Origin of the sequence: Streptomyces sp. NBC_01723 (genome assembly GCF_036246005.1) — a bacterium.
Classification (GTDB): Bacteria; Actinomycetota; Actinomycetes; order Streptomycetales; family Streptomycetaceae; genus Streptomyces.
Genome location: NZ_CP109171.1, coordinates 7,260,767 through 7,275,370, shown reverse-complemented (window position 1 = coordinate 7,275,370; position 14,604 = coordinate 7,260,767). Strand labels below are relative to the sequence as shown.

At 70.4% G+C, this 14,604-nt stretch carries 13 protein-coding genes; 12 read left to right on the top strand and 1 reads right to left on the bottom strand.

All coding sequences use genetic code 11. The annotated features are described in order from the left end of the window. Window positions 1–129 precede the first annotated feature (129 nt). The 3 genes from OIE75_RS34215 to OIE75_RS34205 all read left to right on the top strand — a co-directional run bounded on the left by OIE75_RS34215 (window position 130) and on the right by OIE75_RS34205 (window position 2,733). Window positions 130–1,731: an alpha/beta hydrolase gene (locus OIE75_RS34215; protein WP_329473254.1), complete on the top strand. Its 1,602-nt coding sequence runs from the start codon at window positions 130–132 to the stop codon at window positions 1,729–1,731. A gap of 79 nt (window positions 1,732–1,810) precedes the next feature. Further along, complete coding sequence (locus OIE75_RS34210) at window positions 1,811–2,209, top strand: RidA family protein (RefSeq protein ID WP_307016035.1); 399 nt, start codon at window positions 1,811–1,813, stop codon at window positions 2,207–2,209. Between the two features lie 20 nt (window positions 2,210–2,229). Continuing rightward, on the top strand, window positions 2,230–2,733 hold the full coding sequence (locus OIE75_RS34205) for a GNAT family N-acetyltransferase (RefSeq protein ID WP_329474119.1): 504 nt from the start codon (window positions 2,230–2,232) through the stop codon (window positions 2,731–2,733). Between the two features lie 4 nt (window positions 2,734–2,737). Here the strand turns inward: OIE75_RS34205 and OIE75_RS34200 are convergent, their stop codons facing one another. Next, window positions 2,738–3,331, bottom strand: a complete 594-nt coding sequence (locus OIE75_RS34200) for an adenylosuccinate lyase (protein ID WP_307016034.1) — start codon at window positions 3,329–3,331, stop codon at window positions 2,738–2,740. Window positions 3,332–3,714: 383 nt separating this feature from the next. Between OIE75_RS34200 and OIE75_RS34195 the strand changes: the two genes are divergently transcribed. The 9 genes from OIE75_RS34195 to pssA all read left to right on the top strand — a co-directional run bounded on the left by OIE75_RS34195 (window position 3,715) and on the right by pssA (window position 14,581). After that, window positions 3,715–5,520: a 3-hydroxyacyl-CoA dehydrogenase family protein gene (locus tag OIE75_RS34195; RefSeq protein ID WP_307016033.1), complete on the top strand. Its 1,806-nt coding sequence runs from the start codon at window positions 3,715–3,717 to the stop codon at window positions 5,518–5,520. Window positions 5,521–5,656: 136 nt separating this feature from the next. After that, window positions 5,657–6,472 carry a TetR family transcriptional regulator gene (locus tag OIE75_RS34190; RefSeq protein WP_329473253.1) on the top strand — a complete coding sequence of 272 codons (816 nt, stop codon included), beginning with the start codon at window positions 5,657–5,659 and terminating at the stop codon, window positions 6,470–6,472. A gap of 385 nt (window positions 6,473–6,857) precedes the next feature. Then, entirely contained in the window at window positions 6,858–8,195 is a 1,338-nt protein-coding gene (gene ccrA / locus OIE75_RS34185) for a crotonyl-CoA carboxylase/reductase (RefSeq protein ID WP_307016031.1), read from the top strand. A gap of 10 nt (window positions 8,196–8,205) precedes the next feature. Then, window positions 8,206–10,233, top strand: a complete 2,028-nt coding sequence (locus tag OIE75_RS34180) for a protein meaA (RefSeq protein ID WP_329473252.1) — start codon at window positions 8,206–8,208, stop codon at window positions 10,231–10,233. After that, a complete protein-coding gene (locus OIE75_RS34175; RefSeq protein ID WP_329473251.1) occupies window positions 10,230–11,192 on the top strand; it encodes an HpcH/HpaI aldolase/citrate lyase family protein in 963 nt (320 codons plus the stop codon). Before OIE75_RS34180 ends, OIE75_RS34175 begins: the two co-directional genes overlap by 4 nt. 5 nt (window positions 11,193–11,197) lie before the next feature. Further along, window positions 11,198–11,710, top strand: coding sequence for a MaoC family dehydratase (locus OIE75_RS34170; protein WP_307018199.1), 513 nt, complete (start codon window positions 11,198–11,200; stop codon window positions 11,708–11,710). Continuing rightward, window positions 11,711–12,916, top strand: a complete 1,206-nt coding sequence (locus OIE75_RS34165; protein ID WP_307016029.1) for an acyl-CoA dehydrogenase family protein — start codon at window positions 11,711–11,713, stop codon at window positions 12,914–12,916. 170 nt (window positions 12,917–13,086) lie between these two features. Beyond that, a complete protein-coding gene (locus OIE75_RS34160; protein ID WP_161330558.1) occupies window positions 13,087–13,743 on the top strand; it encodes a phosphatidylserine decarboxylase in 657 nt (218 codons plus the stop codon). A 22-nt stretch (window positions 13,744–13,765) separates the two neighbouring features. Next, window positions 13,766–14,581 carry a CDP-diacylglycerol--serine O-phosphatidyltransferase gene (pssA, locus tag OIE75_RS34155; RefSeq protein ID WP_122618910.1) on the top strand — a complete coding sequence of 272 codons (816 nt, stop codon included), beginning with the start codon at window positions 13,766–13,768 and terminating at the stop codon, window positions 14,579–14,581. Window positions 14,582–14,604 lie beyond the last annotated feature (23 nt).

Below are 14,604 nucleotides of genomic sequence, written 5' to 3'. Positions count from 1 at the left end.
CGAGGGCACCTTCCGGCCCGATTGGGTCAAGTATGAGCAGATTATGTTCCTCCAGGGGCGCTCCCCGGGACGATGCCGCGAGGACCGCGACTCGCGCGGACCGCAGCCCCGCCGTCTCCGGAGGACGCCATGAGACAACGCGCAGCCGTGCTGTGCGGCGCCGCAGTCATCGCCGCCGGAAGTGTCACGGCCGTCCCCGCCGAGGCGAACGCGCCGCGCTCCGCCGGGACCCCGGCCGCCGCGTCCGCCGCGAAGCTCGGGTGGAAGAAGTGCGCCACGGAGGACTACCCGACGCTCCAGTGCGCGTCCCTCGAGGTGCCGCTCGACCACGCGCGCCCGCGCGGGAGGCAGATCACGCTCGCGCTGTCCCGCGTCCCGCACACCGCCGCGACGTACCAGGGCCCCCTGCTGGTCAACCCCGGCGGCCCGGGCGGCAGCGGGCTGACGCTCGCCGGGTTCGTGGCGTCCTCGCTGCCGCAGAAGGTGGCCGCGCAGTACGACGTCATCGGCTTCGACCCGCGCGGAGTGGGGAAGAGCAGCCCCGCCCTGAACTGCCGGCCGGGCCACTTCGACCCCGTGCGCCCCGACTCGCTGCCCGACACGCCCGACGTCGAGCGGGCCAACCTCGCCCGCGCGGAGGCGTTCGCCGAGGCGTGCGGCGACAAGTACGCGGACGTACTGCCGTACATCGACACCGTCAGTGCCGCCCGGGACGTCGACGCGATCCGCGCGGCGCTCGGCGCGGAGCGGGTCAACTACTTCGGCTACTCCTACGGCACCTATCTGGGCGCCGTCTACGCCAAGCTCTTCCCCGCGCGCGTGCGGCGCCTGGTCCTGGACTCCGTCGTCGGCCCGGACGACGTCTGGTACGACGCGAACCTCAACCAGGACCTCGCCTTCAACGACCGCCACCGGGCGTTCCTGGCGTGGATCGCCGAGCACGACACCGCGTACGGGATGGGCACCGACCCGGAGCGGATCGAGCAGCGGTGGTACGCCATGCGGACGGCGCTGGCGAAAAAGCCCGCGGGCGGGCGGGTCGGCGCGTCGGAGCTGGAGGACACCTTCATCCCCGGTGGCTACTACAACGGCTACTGGCCCTACCTGGCGGAGGCCTTCGCCGCCTACGTGAAGTCCGGGGACACGGACCCGCTCGTCGAGGTGTACGAGAACTTCGGGGCCCTGGACGCCTCGGGCGAGAACGGCTACAGCGTCTACACCGCGGTGCAGTGCCGCGACGCGGCCTGGCCGCGCGACTGGGACGAGTGGCGCGGGGACAACTGGGGCCTGTACGAGAAGGCGCCGTTCATGGTCTGGAACAACGTCTGGTACAACGCGCCGTGCGCGTCCTGGCCCACGAGCGCGCGGCGACCGGTGGACGTCGCCAACAGCGACCTGCCGCCCGCGCTGCTGTTCCAGGCGACCGGTGACGCGGCCACCCCGTACGAGGGCGCGGTCACCGCGCACCGCCTGCTGCGCGGCTCCGCCCTCGTCGTCGAGGAGGGCGGCGGCAACCACGGCATCACGCTGAGCGGCAACTCCTGCCTGGACGAGCGCCTGGCCGCGTATCTGACCGACGGCACCGTGCCGCGCGGCGCGGGTGAGGCGCGCGCGGGTGAGCCGGACGCCGTCTGCGCGGCGCTGCCCCGGCCCGAGCCGCTGGAGTCCAAGGCGGCTTCGACGTCCGCCCGCGGCTTGACGCTGCACAGGCTGCTCGGCTTCCGCCACTAGCCGTCCGCGCCCGCGGACGACGGCCCGCGGACGACGGCCCGCCGGGGGCGTTGTCAGTGCCGTGGTCCACGATGGGCGCATGAGTGAGCTGACCAGGATCCACGCCCCCGACGGCGTCGCGCCCGCCGCCCAGTACACCCATGTCGTCCTCGGCACCGGGCGGTTCGTGGCCGTCTCGGGTCAGCTCGCCCTGGACGAGGACGGCAGGCCGGTCGGCGTGGGCGACCCCGCGGCCCAGGCCCGCCAGGTCTTCGAGAACCTGCGCCGGTGCCTGTCGGCGGCCGGCGCCGGATTCGACGACGTGGTGAAACTGACCTACTTCGTCACGGACATGGCCCACATGGACGCGATCCGCGCCGCGCGCGCCGCGCACATACCCGGCGACCGGCTGCCGGCCGCCTCGGCGGTGCAGGTGGCCGCGCTGGTCCGGCCGGAGTTCCTGATGGAGATCGAGGCGTTCGCGGTCGTGGCCCCGTGAGCGGGCCGCTGGTGCGGGAGATGACGGTCGCCGACTGCGACCGGGTGGCCCTGATCCGCGTCCGGGGCTGGCAGACCGCCTACCGGGGCCTGGTCCCGCAGGTGTACCTGGACGGCATGGACGCCGCGGGGGACGCCGAGCGGCGCCGCGTCCTGTTCGCCGGCGCCCCGGCCGGCGTGGTGAACCTGGTCGCCGAGGACGACCGCGGCGAAGTCGTGGGCTGGGCCTGCCACGGCCCCTACCGGGACGGTGAACGGCCGACCGGGGACGCCGAGTTGTATGCGATCTACGTCGACCCGGAGCGGCTCGGCGCGGGCATCGGGCAGGCCCTGATCCGGGAGTCGGTGCGCCGGTGCGCGGCGGCCGGGCACCCGCGGATGCTCCTGTGGGTGCTCAAGGACAACGCCCGCGCCCGGCGCTTCTACGAACGGGCGGGCTTCGGCGCCGACGGCGCCGAGGAACCCTTCCGGGTGGAAGGAGTCGAGGTGCCCGAGGTGCGGTACGCCGCCGACCTGGCCGGCTGAGCGCTCACCGCTGCCCCGGGATGCGCGCCAGCGCCCGCACCGCCGCCTGGGCCAGCGCCGGGTGGGCGAGGGCGTCGTTCAGCACGGGGCCGGCCCGGTCGTCGCCGAGGACGCCCAGGCCCTCGACGCAGGCGAGCGCGACCCGCCGGTGGGGGTCGTGCGGGCGCAGCCGGCGTCGCAGCGTGGTGATCAGGGCGGGCACGGCCTCGGGTGCCCGCAGCTCGACCAGCAGCCGCACCGGGTGCAGGGCGTAGGCGACCCGCAGCTCGTTGGTGGCGAGGGCGGCGGCCGCGCGGGCGGTGCGGGGGTCGCCGAGGCGGGCCAGGGCATGGGCGGCGGCGGCGCAGCGCGGCGGGTCCCGGTGGTTGAGCAGCAGCACGAGGGACTCGAAGGCCCGCCGGTCGCCCGCCGTCCCGAGCCGGAAGGCGGCCAGTTCCCGCGCCCAGAGCGGCTGTCCGGGCTCGGTGAGCACCGCGGCCAGCTCGTCGTGGTCTCCGGTGGCCACGAGCCGGTCGTGGGCCGTCGGGGCGTCCGGCACCCCCGACGTCGCCGCCTCGGCCCGTAAGCGCTCCGTGAGCACTCGCAACTCTTCGTCCATGACTCCGAGGTTAGGGGGGGCGCCCCGCGTGTGGGACGTACATCACGAACACAGGGGGCTGGCGCGCTCGTTACTCGCGAGTTAATCTCAGACGAGCGGGTTACCCACTCGCAGCAACTCCTCACGGTGGTCTGGTGACGCGGCCACCGGGAGAACAGTCGGTTCGGTACCACGGGTACCGCAGGACGATTCGGCCCCGGGACAGGGCCGGTCGGAGAGAGCCGCCGGGCGGGCGTGTGCACGCCTCCGCGACGGCACCGGGCGTGTGCGATCCCAGCCCGGCAACACCCGCACTCCGCACTCCTTCCTCTTTCACGCATCCGGCGCTCCCCTCGGCGCGTCCGGGCGTGTTCCGTCGTCACCCTCATTCCTGGAGTCCCGCGATGGCCACTCCCCTGTCCAACACCCCTCTGTCCCCGCTCCGGACCATCGCCGTCATCGGCCTCGGCACCATGGGCACCGGCATCACCGAGGTCCTGGCCCGGGCCGGCCGCGCCGTCGTCGGCGTCGACGTCAGCGAGGCGCAGGCCGCCAAGGCACTCGCCGCGCTGGAGTCGTCCACCGCCCGTGCCGTCGAGCGCGGACGCCTCACCGAGCAGGAGCGCGCCGGCGCCCTCGCCCGCGTCCGCACCACCACCGACCTGCGCGCGGCGGCCGACGCCGACCTGGTGATCGAGGTGGTCCCGGAGTCGTACGAGGTCAAGCAGCAGGTCTTCAGGGAACTGGACGGGATCGTGCGTCCGGAGACGATCCTGGCGACCGGCACCAACGCCCTGTCGGTGACGCGGCTGGCCGCCGAGTCCTCCCGTCCGGAGCGGGTGCTCGGCCTGCACTTCTTCAACCCGGCCCCGGCGATGAAGCTGGTCGAGGTCGTCTCCTCGGTGCTGACCGCGCCGGCCGCCGTCGCGGCGGTCACCGACCTCGCCCTGGACCTCGGCAAGGAGCCCGTGGCGGTCGGCGACCGGCCCGGGTTCGTCGCCGACGGCCTGCTGTTCGGCTACCTCAACCAGGCCGCGGCCATGTACGAGGCGAACTACGCCTCGCGGGAGGACATCGACGCCGCGATGCGTCTCGGCTGCGGTCTGCCGATGGGGCCGCTGGCTCTGCTGGACCTGGTCGGCGTGGACACCGCGCGCACGGTTCTGGAGGCCATGTACGCCGCCTCCCACGACCGCCTGCACGCGCCCGCCCCGATCCTGAGGCAGCTCAGCGAGGCGGGCCTGACGGGCCGCAAGTCGGGGCGCGGCTTCTACACCTACGAGGCGCCCGGCAGCGCCGTCGTGGTGCCGGACGCCCTGACCCCGCGCGCGGACGTCACCCCCGTCGCCGGCCGCCCGGTGCGCGCGGTGGGCGTCGCCGGGTCGGGCACGATGGCGTCCGGCATCGCGGAGGTGTTCGCGAAGGCCGGGTACGAGGTCGTGCTCGCCGCCCGCAGCGCGGAGAAGGCGCAGACCGCGAAGGCCCGGGTCGGCAAGTCGCTGGCCCGCTCGGTCGACAAGGGGCGGATGAGCGCCGAGGACGCCGCACGGACGCTGGAGCGGATCACCCCGACGGGGTCCTACGACGACTTCGCCGACGTCGACCTGGCCGTGGAGGCGGTCGCCGAGGACCTGGAGGTGAAGCGGCAGCTGTTCGCCACGCTGGACAAGGTCTGCAAGCCCGGCGCGGTGCTGGCCACCACCACCTCCTCGCTGCCCGTCGTCGCCTGCGCCCGCGCCACCTCGCGCCCGCAGGACGTGATCGGCATGCACTTCTTCAACCCGGCGCCGGCCATGAAGCTGGTCGAGGTGGTCCGCACGGTGCTCACGGCGGACGACACGCACGCCACCGTCCGCGAGGTCTGCGCGAAGATCCGCAAGCACGCCGTGGACTGCGGCGACCGGGCCGGATTCATCGTGAACGCGCTGCTGTTCCCGTACCTGAACAACGCGGTCAAGATGGTGCAGGAGCACTACGCGACGCTCGACGACATCGACGCCGCGATGAAGCTGGGCGGCGGCTACCCGATGGGGCCCTTCGAGCTGCTGGACGTGGTCGGGCTGGACGTCTCGCTGGCCATCGAGAAGGTCCTGCACCGCGAGTTCCGCGATCCGGGCCTGGCCCCGGCGCCGTTGCTGGAGCACTTGGTGGCCGCGGGCTGCCTCGGCCGCAAGACGGGCCGCGGCTTCCGCGAACATGCCCGCCGCTGAGCGTCCGGGCGACTGGTTCCGGTCACCGGAGGACTGGGGCGGACTGCTCGATCCGGCCGGGTCTCCCCCGCCCCCCGCGGGCGGGGAGATCCCCGGTCACGCGCATGATTGCGCACACATGCAGTACGTTCGGGTCATGCCCCAGCCCGCCAAGTCCACACGCACACCAGCCACGCCCGACGCGCCGGAGAGCGCGGCCGGCAGCCGCGCCGCCGCCCAGAGGCTCAAAATGCGCCGGGAACTGGCGGCGGCGGCCATGGAACTGTTCGCGGCCAAGGGGTACGAGGCGACCACCGTCGACGAGATCGCGGCCCAGGCCGGGGTCGCCCGCCGCACCTTCTTCCGCCACTTCCGCTCCAAGGAAGAGGCGATCTTCCCGGACCACGACGACACCCTGGTGCGCGCCGAGGCGGTCCTCAACGCGGCGCCGGCGCACGAGCATCCGCTCGACACGGTGTGCCGCGGCATCAAGGAGGTCATGAAGATGTACGCGGCGCGGCCGGAGATCTCGGTCGCCCGCTACAAGCTGACGCGCGAGGTGCCCACTTTGCGTGAGGCGGAGATCGCGTCGGTGGCCCGCTACGAGCGTCTGTTCACCCGCTATCTGCTCGGGCACTTCGACGAGCACGCGCACGACGACGACGCCAACGACGACCCGCTGCTGGCGGAGGTGGCCGCGTCCGCCGTGGTCACCGCGCACAACCACGTGCTCCGGCGCTGGTTGCGGGCGGGCGGGCAGGGCGACGTCGAGGCGCAGCTCGACCACGCCTTCGCGATCGTGCGCAAGACGTTCGGGACGGGCATCGGCGCGGGGCGCGGTACGGCCTCCACCGGGCGTCCGGAGGGCGCCTCGGCCTCGGTGCACGGCGACGTGCTGGTGACGGTGGCGCGGACCGACGCGCCGCTGCACGAGGTCATGCGGACCATCGAACAGGCCCTCAAGGAGCACTGAGCCCACTCTTCCCCCTGTGACGACGGCCACCCTTCGGGTGGCCGTTTTTGCATGTCAACGTCCCTTTTCGAGTCTCCCGCGACCCCCGTTGGATCGATCATCGCTCATCTGTCGCGTAAAGATTTCATCTGAGAGCAAGTTCTGGCACCGAGTGCCTTGCGGGGTGACACGCGGTGCCATACGTTGAAGGTGTCCGGGCTGTCCCCGCGAGCCATCGCCCGCGTGCCCGGCGCCTGCGTCACAGGCACCCTCCGCGCCACAAAGCGCCGCCGAAGCACCACACCCGCCGAACCGACGGCACCCCTCACCCGACCCTCAGCAGCACCGACGTAACCCTCAGCGCCCCTCCCTCAGGGCGCTCGACGCCGGAGGCAACACCGTGACCATGAAGGACATCCTGGCCGCGATCCAGTCGGCCGACTCCACGCCGGACGACTTCGCCGCCCTGCCGCTCCCCGAGTCGTACCGCGCGATCACCGTGCACAAGGACGAGACCGAGATGTTCGCGGGCCTCGAAACCCGCGACAAGGACCCGCGCAAGTCGATCCACCTCGACGAGGTGCCGCTGCCGGAGCTGGGCCCGGGTGAGGCCCTGGTGGCCGTCATGGCCTCCTCGGTCAACTACAACTCGGTGTGGACCTCGATCTTCGAGCCGCTGTCCACCTTCGGCTTCCTGGAGCGCTACGGCCGCACCAGCGACCTGGCCAAGCGCCACGACCTGCCGTACCACATCATCGGCTCCGACCTCGCGGGCGTCGTGCTGCGCACCGGCCCGGGCGTCAACTCCTGGCACCCCGGCGACGAGGTCGTCGCGCACTGCCTCTCCGTCGAGCTGGAGTCCTCCGACGGCCACAACGACACGATGCTCGACCCCGAGCAGCGCATCTGGGGCTTCGAGACCAACTTCGGCGGCCTCGCGGAGATCGCGCTGGTCAAGTCCAACCAGCTGATGCCCAAGCCGGGCCACCTGAGCTGGGAGGAGGCCGCGGCGCCGGGCCTGGTCAACTCCACCGCCTACCGGCAGCTGGTCTCCCGCAACGGCGCCGGCATGAAGCAGGGCGACAACGTGCTCATCTGGGGTGCCAGCGGCGGCCTCGGCTCGTACGCCACCCAGTTCGCGCTGGCCGGCGGCGCCAACCCGGTCTGTGTCGTCTCCAGCGAGCAGAAGGCGGACATCTGCCGCTCGATGGGCGCCGAGGCGATCATCGACCGCAACGCCGAGGGCTACAAGTTCTGGAAGGACGAGCGCACCCAGGACCCCAAGGAGTGGAAGCGCTTCGGCAAGCGCATCCGCGAGTTCACCGGCGGCGAGGACATCGACATCGTCTTCGAGCACCCCGGCCGCGAGACGTTCGGCGCGAGCGTCTTCGTCACCCGCAAGGGCGGCACCATCACCACCTGCGCCTCGACCTCGGGCTACATGCACGAGTACGACAACCGCTACCTGTGGATGTCCCTGAAGCGCATCATCGGCTCCCACTTCGCCAACTACCGCGAGGCCTGGGAGGCCAACCGCCTCATCGCCAAGGGCAAGATCCACCCGACCCTCTCCAAGGTGTACGCCCTGGAGGAGACCGGCCAGGCCGCCCACGACGTCCACCGCAACGCCCACCAGGGCAAGGTCGGCGTGCTGTGCCTCGCCCCCGAGGAGGGCCTGGGCGTGCGCGACGAGGAGATGCGCGCCCGGCACGTCGACGCCATCAACCGCTTCCGGAACATCTGAGGAGCGCCGCATGACCGATCGTCAGAAGGACCGGCCGTGGCTGATGCGCACCTACGCCGGTCACTCCACGGCCGAGGCGTCCAACGAGCTGTACCGGCGCAACCTCGCCAAGGGCCAGACGGGTCTGTCGGTCGCGTTCGACCTGCCGACCCAGACCGGCTACGACTCCGACCACATCCTCGCCCGCGGCGAGGTGGGCCGGGTCGGCGTGCCGGTGGCGCACCTCGGTGACATGCGCCGGCTGTTCCAGGACATACCCCTGGACCAGATGAACACCTCGATGACCATCAACGCCACGGCCATGTGGCTGCTGGCGCTCTACCAGGTCGTCGCCGAGGAGCAGGGGGTGGACATCACCAAGCTCCAGGGCACCACCCAGAACGACATCGTCAAGGAGTACCTCTCCCGGGGCACGCACGTCTTCCCGCCGGGGCCCTCGCTCCGCCTGACGACGGACATGATCGCCTACACGGTCTCCCACATCCCCAAGTGGAACCCGATCAACATCTGCAGCTACCACCTGCAGGAGGCCGGCGCCACGCCGGTGCAGGAGATCGCGTACGCGATGTCCACCGCGATCGCCGTCCTGGACGCGGTGCGCGACAGCGGCCAGGTGCCGCAGGAGCGCATGGGGGACGTCGTCGGCCGCATCTCCTTCTTCGTGAACGCGGGCGTCCGCTTCGTCGAGGAGATGTGCAAGATGCGCGCCTTCGGCCGCATCTGGGACCGCGTCACCCGCGAGCGGTACGGCATCGAGAACCCCAAGCACCGACGCTTCCGCTACGGCGTCCAGGTCAACTCCCTGGGTCTGACGGAGGCCCAGCCGGAGAACAACGTCCAGCGGATCGTCCTGGAGATGCTGGCGGTCACCCTCTCCAAGGACGCACGCGCGCGTGCCGTGCAGCTGCCGGCCTGGAACGAGGCGCTGGGCCTGCCCCGGCCGTGGGACCAGCAGTGGTCGCTCCGCATCCAGCAGGTGCTGGCGTACGAGAGCGACCTGCTGGAGTACGGCGACCTCTTCGAGGGCTCGACGGTGGTCGAGGCGAAGGTGGAGGAGCTGGTCGAGGAGTCGCTCGCCGAGATGGAGCGCATCGAGGAGATGGGCGGCGCCATGGCCGCCGTCGAGTCCGGCTACCTCAAGTCCCAGCTGGTCTCCTCGCACGCCGAGCGCCGGGCCCGGATCGAGTCGGGCGAGGAGAAGATCATCGGTGTCAACGCCTTCGAGGGCACCGAGCCGAACCCGCTCACCGCCGACCTGGACACCGCGATCCAGACCGTCGACCCGGCGGTCGAGGCACGGGTCACCGCCTCGCTCCTGAACTGGCGGGACACCCGCTACCAGCCGCCCTTCAACCACCCGCGCCCCTGCAAGGCGCTGGAGAAGCTGAAGGAGGCCGCCAAGGGCACCGACAACCTCATGGAGGCCACCCTGGAGTGCGCCCGCGCCGGCGTCACGACCGGCGAGTGGGCCGGAGCGCTGCGCGAGGTCTTCGGCGAGTTCCGGGCACCGACCGGGGTCTCCTCGGCGCCGGTCGCCGTCGCCGCCGAGGAGGGGTCGGCGCTGGCCGGGGTGCGCCGCAAGGTGGAACTGACGGCCAAGGACCTCGGGGTGGGCAAGCTCCGCTTCCTGGTCGGCAAGCCCGGCCTCGACGGCCACTCCAACGGCGCCGAGCAGATCGCGGTGCGGGCCCGCGACGCCGGGTTCGAAGTGGTCTACCAGGGCATCAGGCTGACCCCGGAGCAGATCGTGGACGCCGCCCTGGCCGAGGACGTGCACGCGGTGGGCCTGTCCATCCTCTCCGGGTCGCACGCCCAGCTCGTCCCGGACGTGCTGGACCGCCTCCGTGTGGCCGGTGCCACGGATATACCGGTGATCGCCGGTGGCATCATCCCCAACGGAGATGCCGAAGCGCTGCGGGCCGCCGGAGTGGCCGCGGTCTTCACCCCGAAGGACTTCGACATCACCGGAATCATCGGCCGGATCGTCGACGAGATCCGGTACGCGAACAAGCTCGATCCCCTGGAGGTCCCCGCATGACGACTGTCAACCGCCTTCGCCCCCGCCGTTCCTGTCTGGCGGTGCCCGGAAGCAACCCCCGCTTCCTGGAGAAGGCCCAGGGTCTCCCCGCCGACCAGGTCTTCCTCGACCTGGAGGACGCCTGCGCGCCGCTCGCCAAGCCGGAGGCGCGGCACACCATCGTCAAGTTCCTCAACGAGGGCGACTGGACCGGCAAGACCCGCGTCGTGCGCGTCAACGACTGGACGACCGAGTGGACGTACCGCGACGTCGTGACGGTGGTGGAGGGCGCGGGCCCGAACCTGGACTGCATCATGCTGCCGAAGGTGCAGGACGCCCAGCAGGTGGTGGCCCTCGACCTGCTGCTCACGCAGATCGAGAAGACGATGGGCTTCGAGGTCGGCCGCATCGGCATCGAGGCGCAGATCGAGAACGCGCGGGGCCTGAACAACGTCAACGAGATCGCGCAGGCCTCCCCGCGCGTCGAGACCATCATCTTCGGCCCGGCCGACTTCATGGCGTCCATCAACATGAAGTCGCTCGTGGTGGGCGAGCAGCCCCCCGGCTACCCGGCGGACGCCTACCACTACATCCTGATGAAGATCCTGATGGCCGCCCGCGCCAACAACCTCCAGGCGATCGACGGCCCCTACCTCCAGATCCGCAACGTCGACGGCTACCGCGAGGTCGCGCAGCGCGCCGCCGCCCTCGGCTTCGACGGCAAGTGGGTGCTGCACCCGGGCCAGGTCGAGGCGTCCAACGAGATCTTCTCGCCCTCCCAGGAGGACTACGACCACGCCGAGCTGATCCTGGACGCGTACGACTACTACACGTCCGAGGCGGGCGGCAAGAAGGGCTCCGCGATGCTCGGCGACGAGATGATCGACGAGGCCAGCCGCAAGATGGCCCTGGTCGTCTCCGGCAAGGGAAGGGCCGCCGGCATGAAGCGCACCAGCAAGTTCGAGATCCCGGAGGCGTGACCGCCATGCAGTTCGGACGGACCTACGAGGAGTTCGAGGTCGGGGCGGTGTACAAGCACTGGCCGGGCAAGACGGTCACGGAGTACGACGACCACCTGTTCTGTCTCCTCACCATGAACCACCACCCCCTGCACATGGACACGAACTACGCCGAGAAGACGACGGACTTCGGCAAGAACGTGGTGGTGGGCAACTACATCTACTCGCTCCTGCTCGGCATGTCCGTCCCGGACGTCTCCGGCAAGGCGATCGCCAACCTGGAGATCGAGTCGCTGAGGCACGTGGCGCCGACCTTCCACGGCGACACGATCTACGGCGAGACGACCGTGCTCGACAAGTGGCCGTCCAAGTCGAAGAACGACCGGGGCATCGTCCACGTCGAGACCAAGGGCTACAAGCAGGACGGCACGCTCGTGTGCGTGTTCCGCCGCAAGGTGATGGTGCCGACCGAGACGTACATCAAGGAGCGCGGCGGCGAGCAGCCGGGCCGCCCCGAATTGAAGGAACAGGGGAAGTAGATGAGCCGCCTCGCCCAGACCCACGGCCTGACGGACGTCCAGACGGAGATCCTCTCCACCGTCCGGGACTTCGTGGACAAGGAGATCATCCCGGTCGCGACGGAGCTGGAGCACCGGGACGAGTACCCGCAGGACATCGTCGACGGGCTCAAGGAACTCGGCCTGTTCGGGCTGATGATTCCGGAGGAGTACGGGGGCCTGGGCGAGTCACTCCTCACCTACGCGCTGTGCGTGGAGGAGATCGCCCGGGGCTGGATGTCGGTGTCCGGCATCATCAACACGCACTTCATCGTGGCGTACATGCTCAAGCAGCACGGCACCCAGGAGCAGAAGGACCACTTCCTGCCCCGGATGGCGGCGGGCGACATCCGCGGCGCCTTCTCGATGTCCGAGCCGGCGCTGGGTTCCGACGTGTCTGCCATCTCCTCGAAGGCGGTGCGGGACGGCGAGGAGTACGTCCTGAACGGCCAGAAGATGTGGCTCACGAACGGCGGTACGTCGTCGCTGGTGGCCGTTCTCGTAAAAAGTGACGAGGGTCACCCCGAGGGGACCGCCGCCCACAAGTCGATGACGACCTTCCTGGTGGAGAAGGAGCCCGGATTCGGTGAGGTCCGCCCCGGCCTGACCATCCCCGGCAAGATCGACAAGATGGGCTACAAGGGCGTCGACACCACCGAGCTCATCATGGACGGCCTGCGCATTCCGGCCGATCGGGTGCTCGGCGGCGTCACCGGGCGAGGTTTTTACCAAATGATGGACGGCGTCGAGGTCGGCCGCGTCAACGTGGCGGCGCGTGGCTGCGGCGTCGCTCAGCGTGCCTTCGAACTCGGCGTCCGGTACGCCCAGCAGCGTCACACTTTCGGCAAGCAGATCGCCCAGCACCAGGCCATTCAGTTCAAGCTCGCGGAGATGGCTACCAAGGTGGAGGCGGCGCATGCGATGATGGTGAACGCTGCACGCAAAAAGGACTCGGGCGAACGAAACGACCTGGAAGCGGGTATGGCCAAGTACCTCGCATCCGAGTACTGCAAAGAGGTCGTGGAGGACGCCTTCCGGATCCACGGCGGGTACGGCTTCTCCAAGGAGTACGAGATCGAGCGCCTCTACCGCGAGGCTCCGATGCTCCTGATCGGTGAAGGCACCGCCGAGATCCAGAAAATGATCATCGGTCGCCGACTGCTCGAAGAGTATCGATTCCAGGGTTAGATGTCCGGATACGGGGTGTTTTCTTGGAGAACAAGGTCACACCCCGTAGGCAGTGTTCGGCCGCCGACTCGGCTTCCTGGCTTACCCAGTTGCGGCTGAGAGCCGCTACGATCGCCGGAAAGCCGCCGTCCCCCGTCAGTGTGCGGCATCATCCGCTACGAAGGTCATCCATGCCCCACAGCCAAACCTCTGCACCTCGCGACAGCCTCGCCGGCGTACGCCTCGCGCGCGGAGCATCGCCGTGGCTTCTGCCGACCGTCGCCACCGCAGCCGTCAGCCTCCTGCGCGCCCGCCGTTCCGGCGCGGCCAAGGCCGTCGCCGTCCCCGCCACCGCGCTCGCGGCCGGGATGCTGTGGTTCTTCCGCGACCCCGAGCGCGAGATCACCCAGGGCCGGGTCATCTCGCCCGCCGACGGTGTGGTGCAGAGCATCATGCCGTGGAAGGACGGCCGTACCCGCGTCGCGATCTTCATGAGCCCGCTCAACGTCCACGTCAACCGCGCCCCGCTGTCGGGCACGGTCACGTCGGTCGAGCACGTGCCGGGCGGCTTCGTTCCCGCTTTCAACAAGGAGAGCGAGAACAACGAGCGCGTCGTGTGGCACTTCGACACCGAGCTGGGCGACATCGAGATGATCCAGATCGCCGGCGCGGTGGCCCGCCGCATCGTCCCCTACGTGCCGCAGGGCACCAAGGTCGAGCAGGGCGACCGGGTCGGTCTGATCCGCTTCGGCTCGCGCGTCGACCTGTACCTGCCCGAGGGTGTGGAGGTCGATGTCGAAGTGGGTCAGAAGACGGTGGCTGGGGTGACTCGAATTGACCGTGATTGATCCACAGACGCAGGCCGGATGGGTGCCCGAGGCCGACGAGATGGACGAAGAGGAGGAGATGCCTCTCTCGCTCCGTCTGTCGATAGCGGACACCCTCACCCTCGGCAACGCCACGTGCGGGTTCATGGCGGTGTACTTCACCACCACCGGGATCCTCATCCCGCACCTCATGGGCAGCGACGAGTCGGGCATGGCCCGGCACAGCGCGGCCACCGCGGTCATCCTGATGCTGTGCGCGGCGATCTTCGACCTGTGCGACGGCCTCGTGGCCCGCAAGCTGCGGTCGTCGCCCATGGGCGCGGAGCTGGACAACCTCTCCGACCTGATCAGCTTCGGGCTGGCGCCGGCGTACTTCGTCCTCGTCTACGGCATGGTCGCGGACGACGCCTACCAGCGAGTGGCGGCGGTGGGGGCGATCGTGGTGCTGCTGGCGGTGGTGCTGCGGCTTGCGCGGTTCTCCTGCGTCACCGTCAAGGACGGCACCTTCCAGGGCATGCCGTCCCCGTTCGGGGCGCTGACGGTCGTGTCGATCGTCCTGCTGGAGCTGCCGTTCGTGGCGACGCTGCTGGCGATCATCGGCACGGCGTGGCTGATGGTGAGCCGGGTCGAGTACCCGAAGCCGCGGGGACGCCTCGCGGTGGCCATGCTCTCGTGGATCGTGCTCTCCATGGGTCTGCTGGCCGCGTGGGCCTTCGACGCGCCGAGCGGGCAGCTGCTGCTCCAGACGGGGTGCGCGTTGCAGCTGGTGATGGGGGCGGTGATCCCGCTGTTCGCGACGGCTCGGCGGGTGAACAACTTCCGTGACAACCGGCGGGAGGCGCGGGCGGCTCAGCCGTAGCGACGCGCTGACGCGTGGTGGGC

Coding starts and splice junctions, on each gene's coding strand:
- OIE75_RS34215 (WP_329473254.1), top strand. CDS start 130: ATGAGACAACGCGCAGCCGTGCTGTGCGGCGCCGCAGTCATCGCCGCC.
- OIE75_RS34210 (WP_307016035.1), top strand. CDS start 1,811: ATGAGTGAGCTGACCAGGATCCACGCCCCCGACGGCGTCGCGCCCGCC.
- OIE75_RS34205 (WP_329474119.1), top strand. CDS start 2,230: ATGACGGTCGCCGACTGCGACCGGGTGGCCCTGATCCGCGTCCGGGGC.
- OIE75_RS34200 (WP_307016034.1), bottom strand. CDS start 3,331: ATGGACGAAGAGTTGCGAGTGCTCACGGAGCGCTTACGGGCCGAGGCG.
- OIE75_RS34195 (WP_307016033.1), top strand. CDS start 3,715: ATGGCCACTCCCCTGTCCAACACCCCTCTGTCCCCGCTCCGGACCATC.
- OIE75_RS34190 (WP_329473253.1), top strand. CDS start 5,657: ATGCCCCAGCCCGCCAAGTCCACACGCACACCAGCCACGCCCGACGCG.
- ccrA (WP_307016031.1), top strand. CDS start 6,858: ATGAAGGACATCCTGGCCGCGATCCAGTCGGCCGACTCCACGCCGGAC.
- OIE75_RS34180 (WP_329473252.1), top strand. CDS start 8,206: ATGACCGATCGTCAGAAGGACCGGCCGTGGCTGATGCGCACCTACGCC.
- OIE75_RS34175 (WP_329473251.1), top strand. CDS start 10,230: ATGACGACTGTCAACCGCCTTCGCCCCCGCCGTTCCTGTCTGGCGGTG.
- OIE75_RS34170 (WP_307018199.1), top strand. CDS start 11,198: ATGCAGTTCGGACGGACCTACGAGGAGTTCGAGGTCGGGGCGGTGTAC.
- OIE75_RS34165 (WP_307016029.1), top strand. CDS start 11,711: ATGAGCCGCCTCGCCCAGACCCACGGCCTGACGGACGTCCAGACGGAG.
- OIE75_RS34160 (WP_161330558.1), top strand. CDS start 13,087: ATGCCCCACAGCCAAACCTCTGCACCTCGCGACAGCCTCGCCGGCGTA.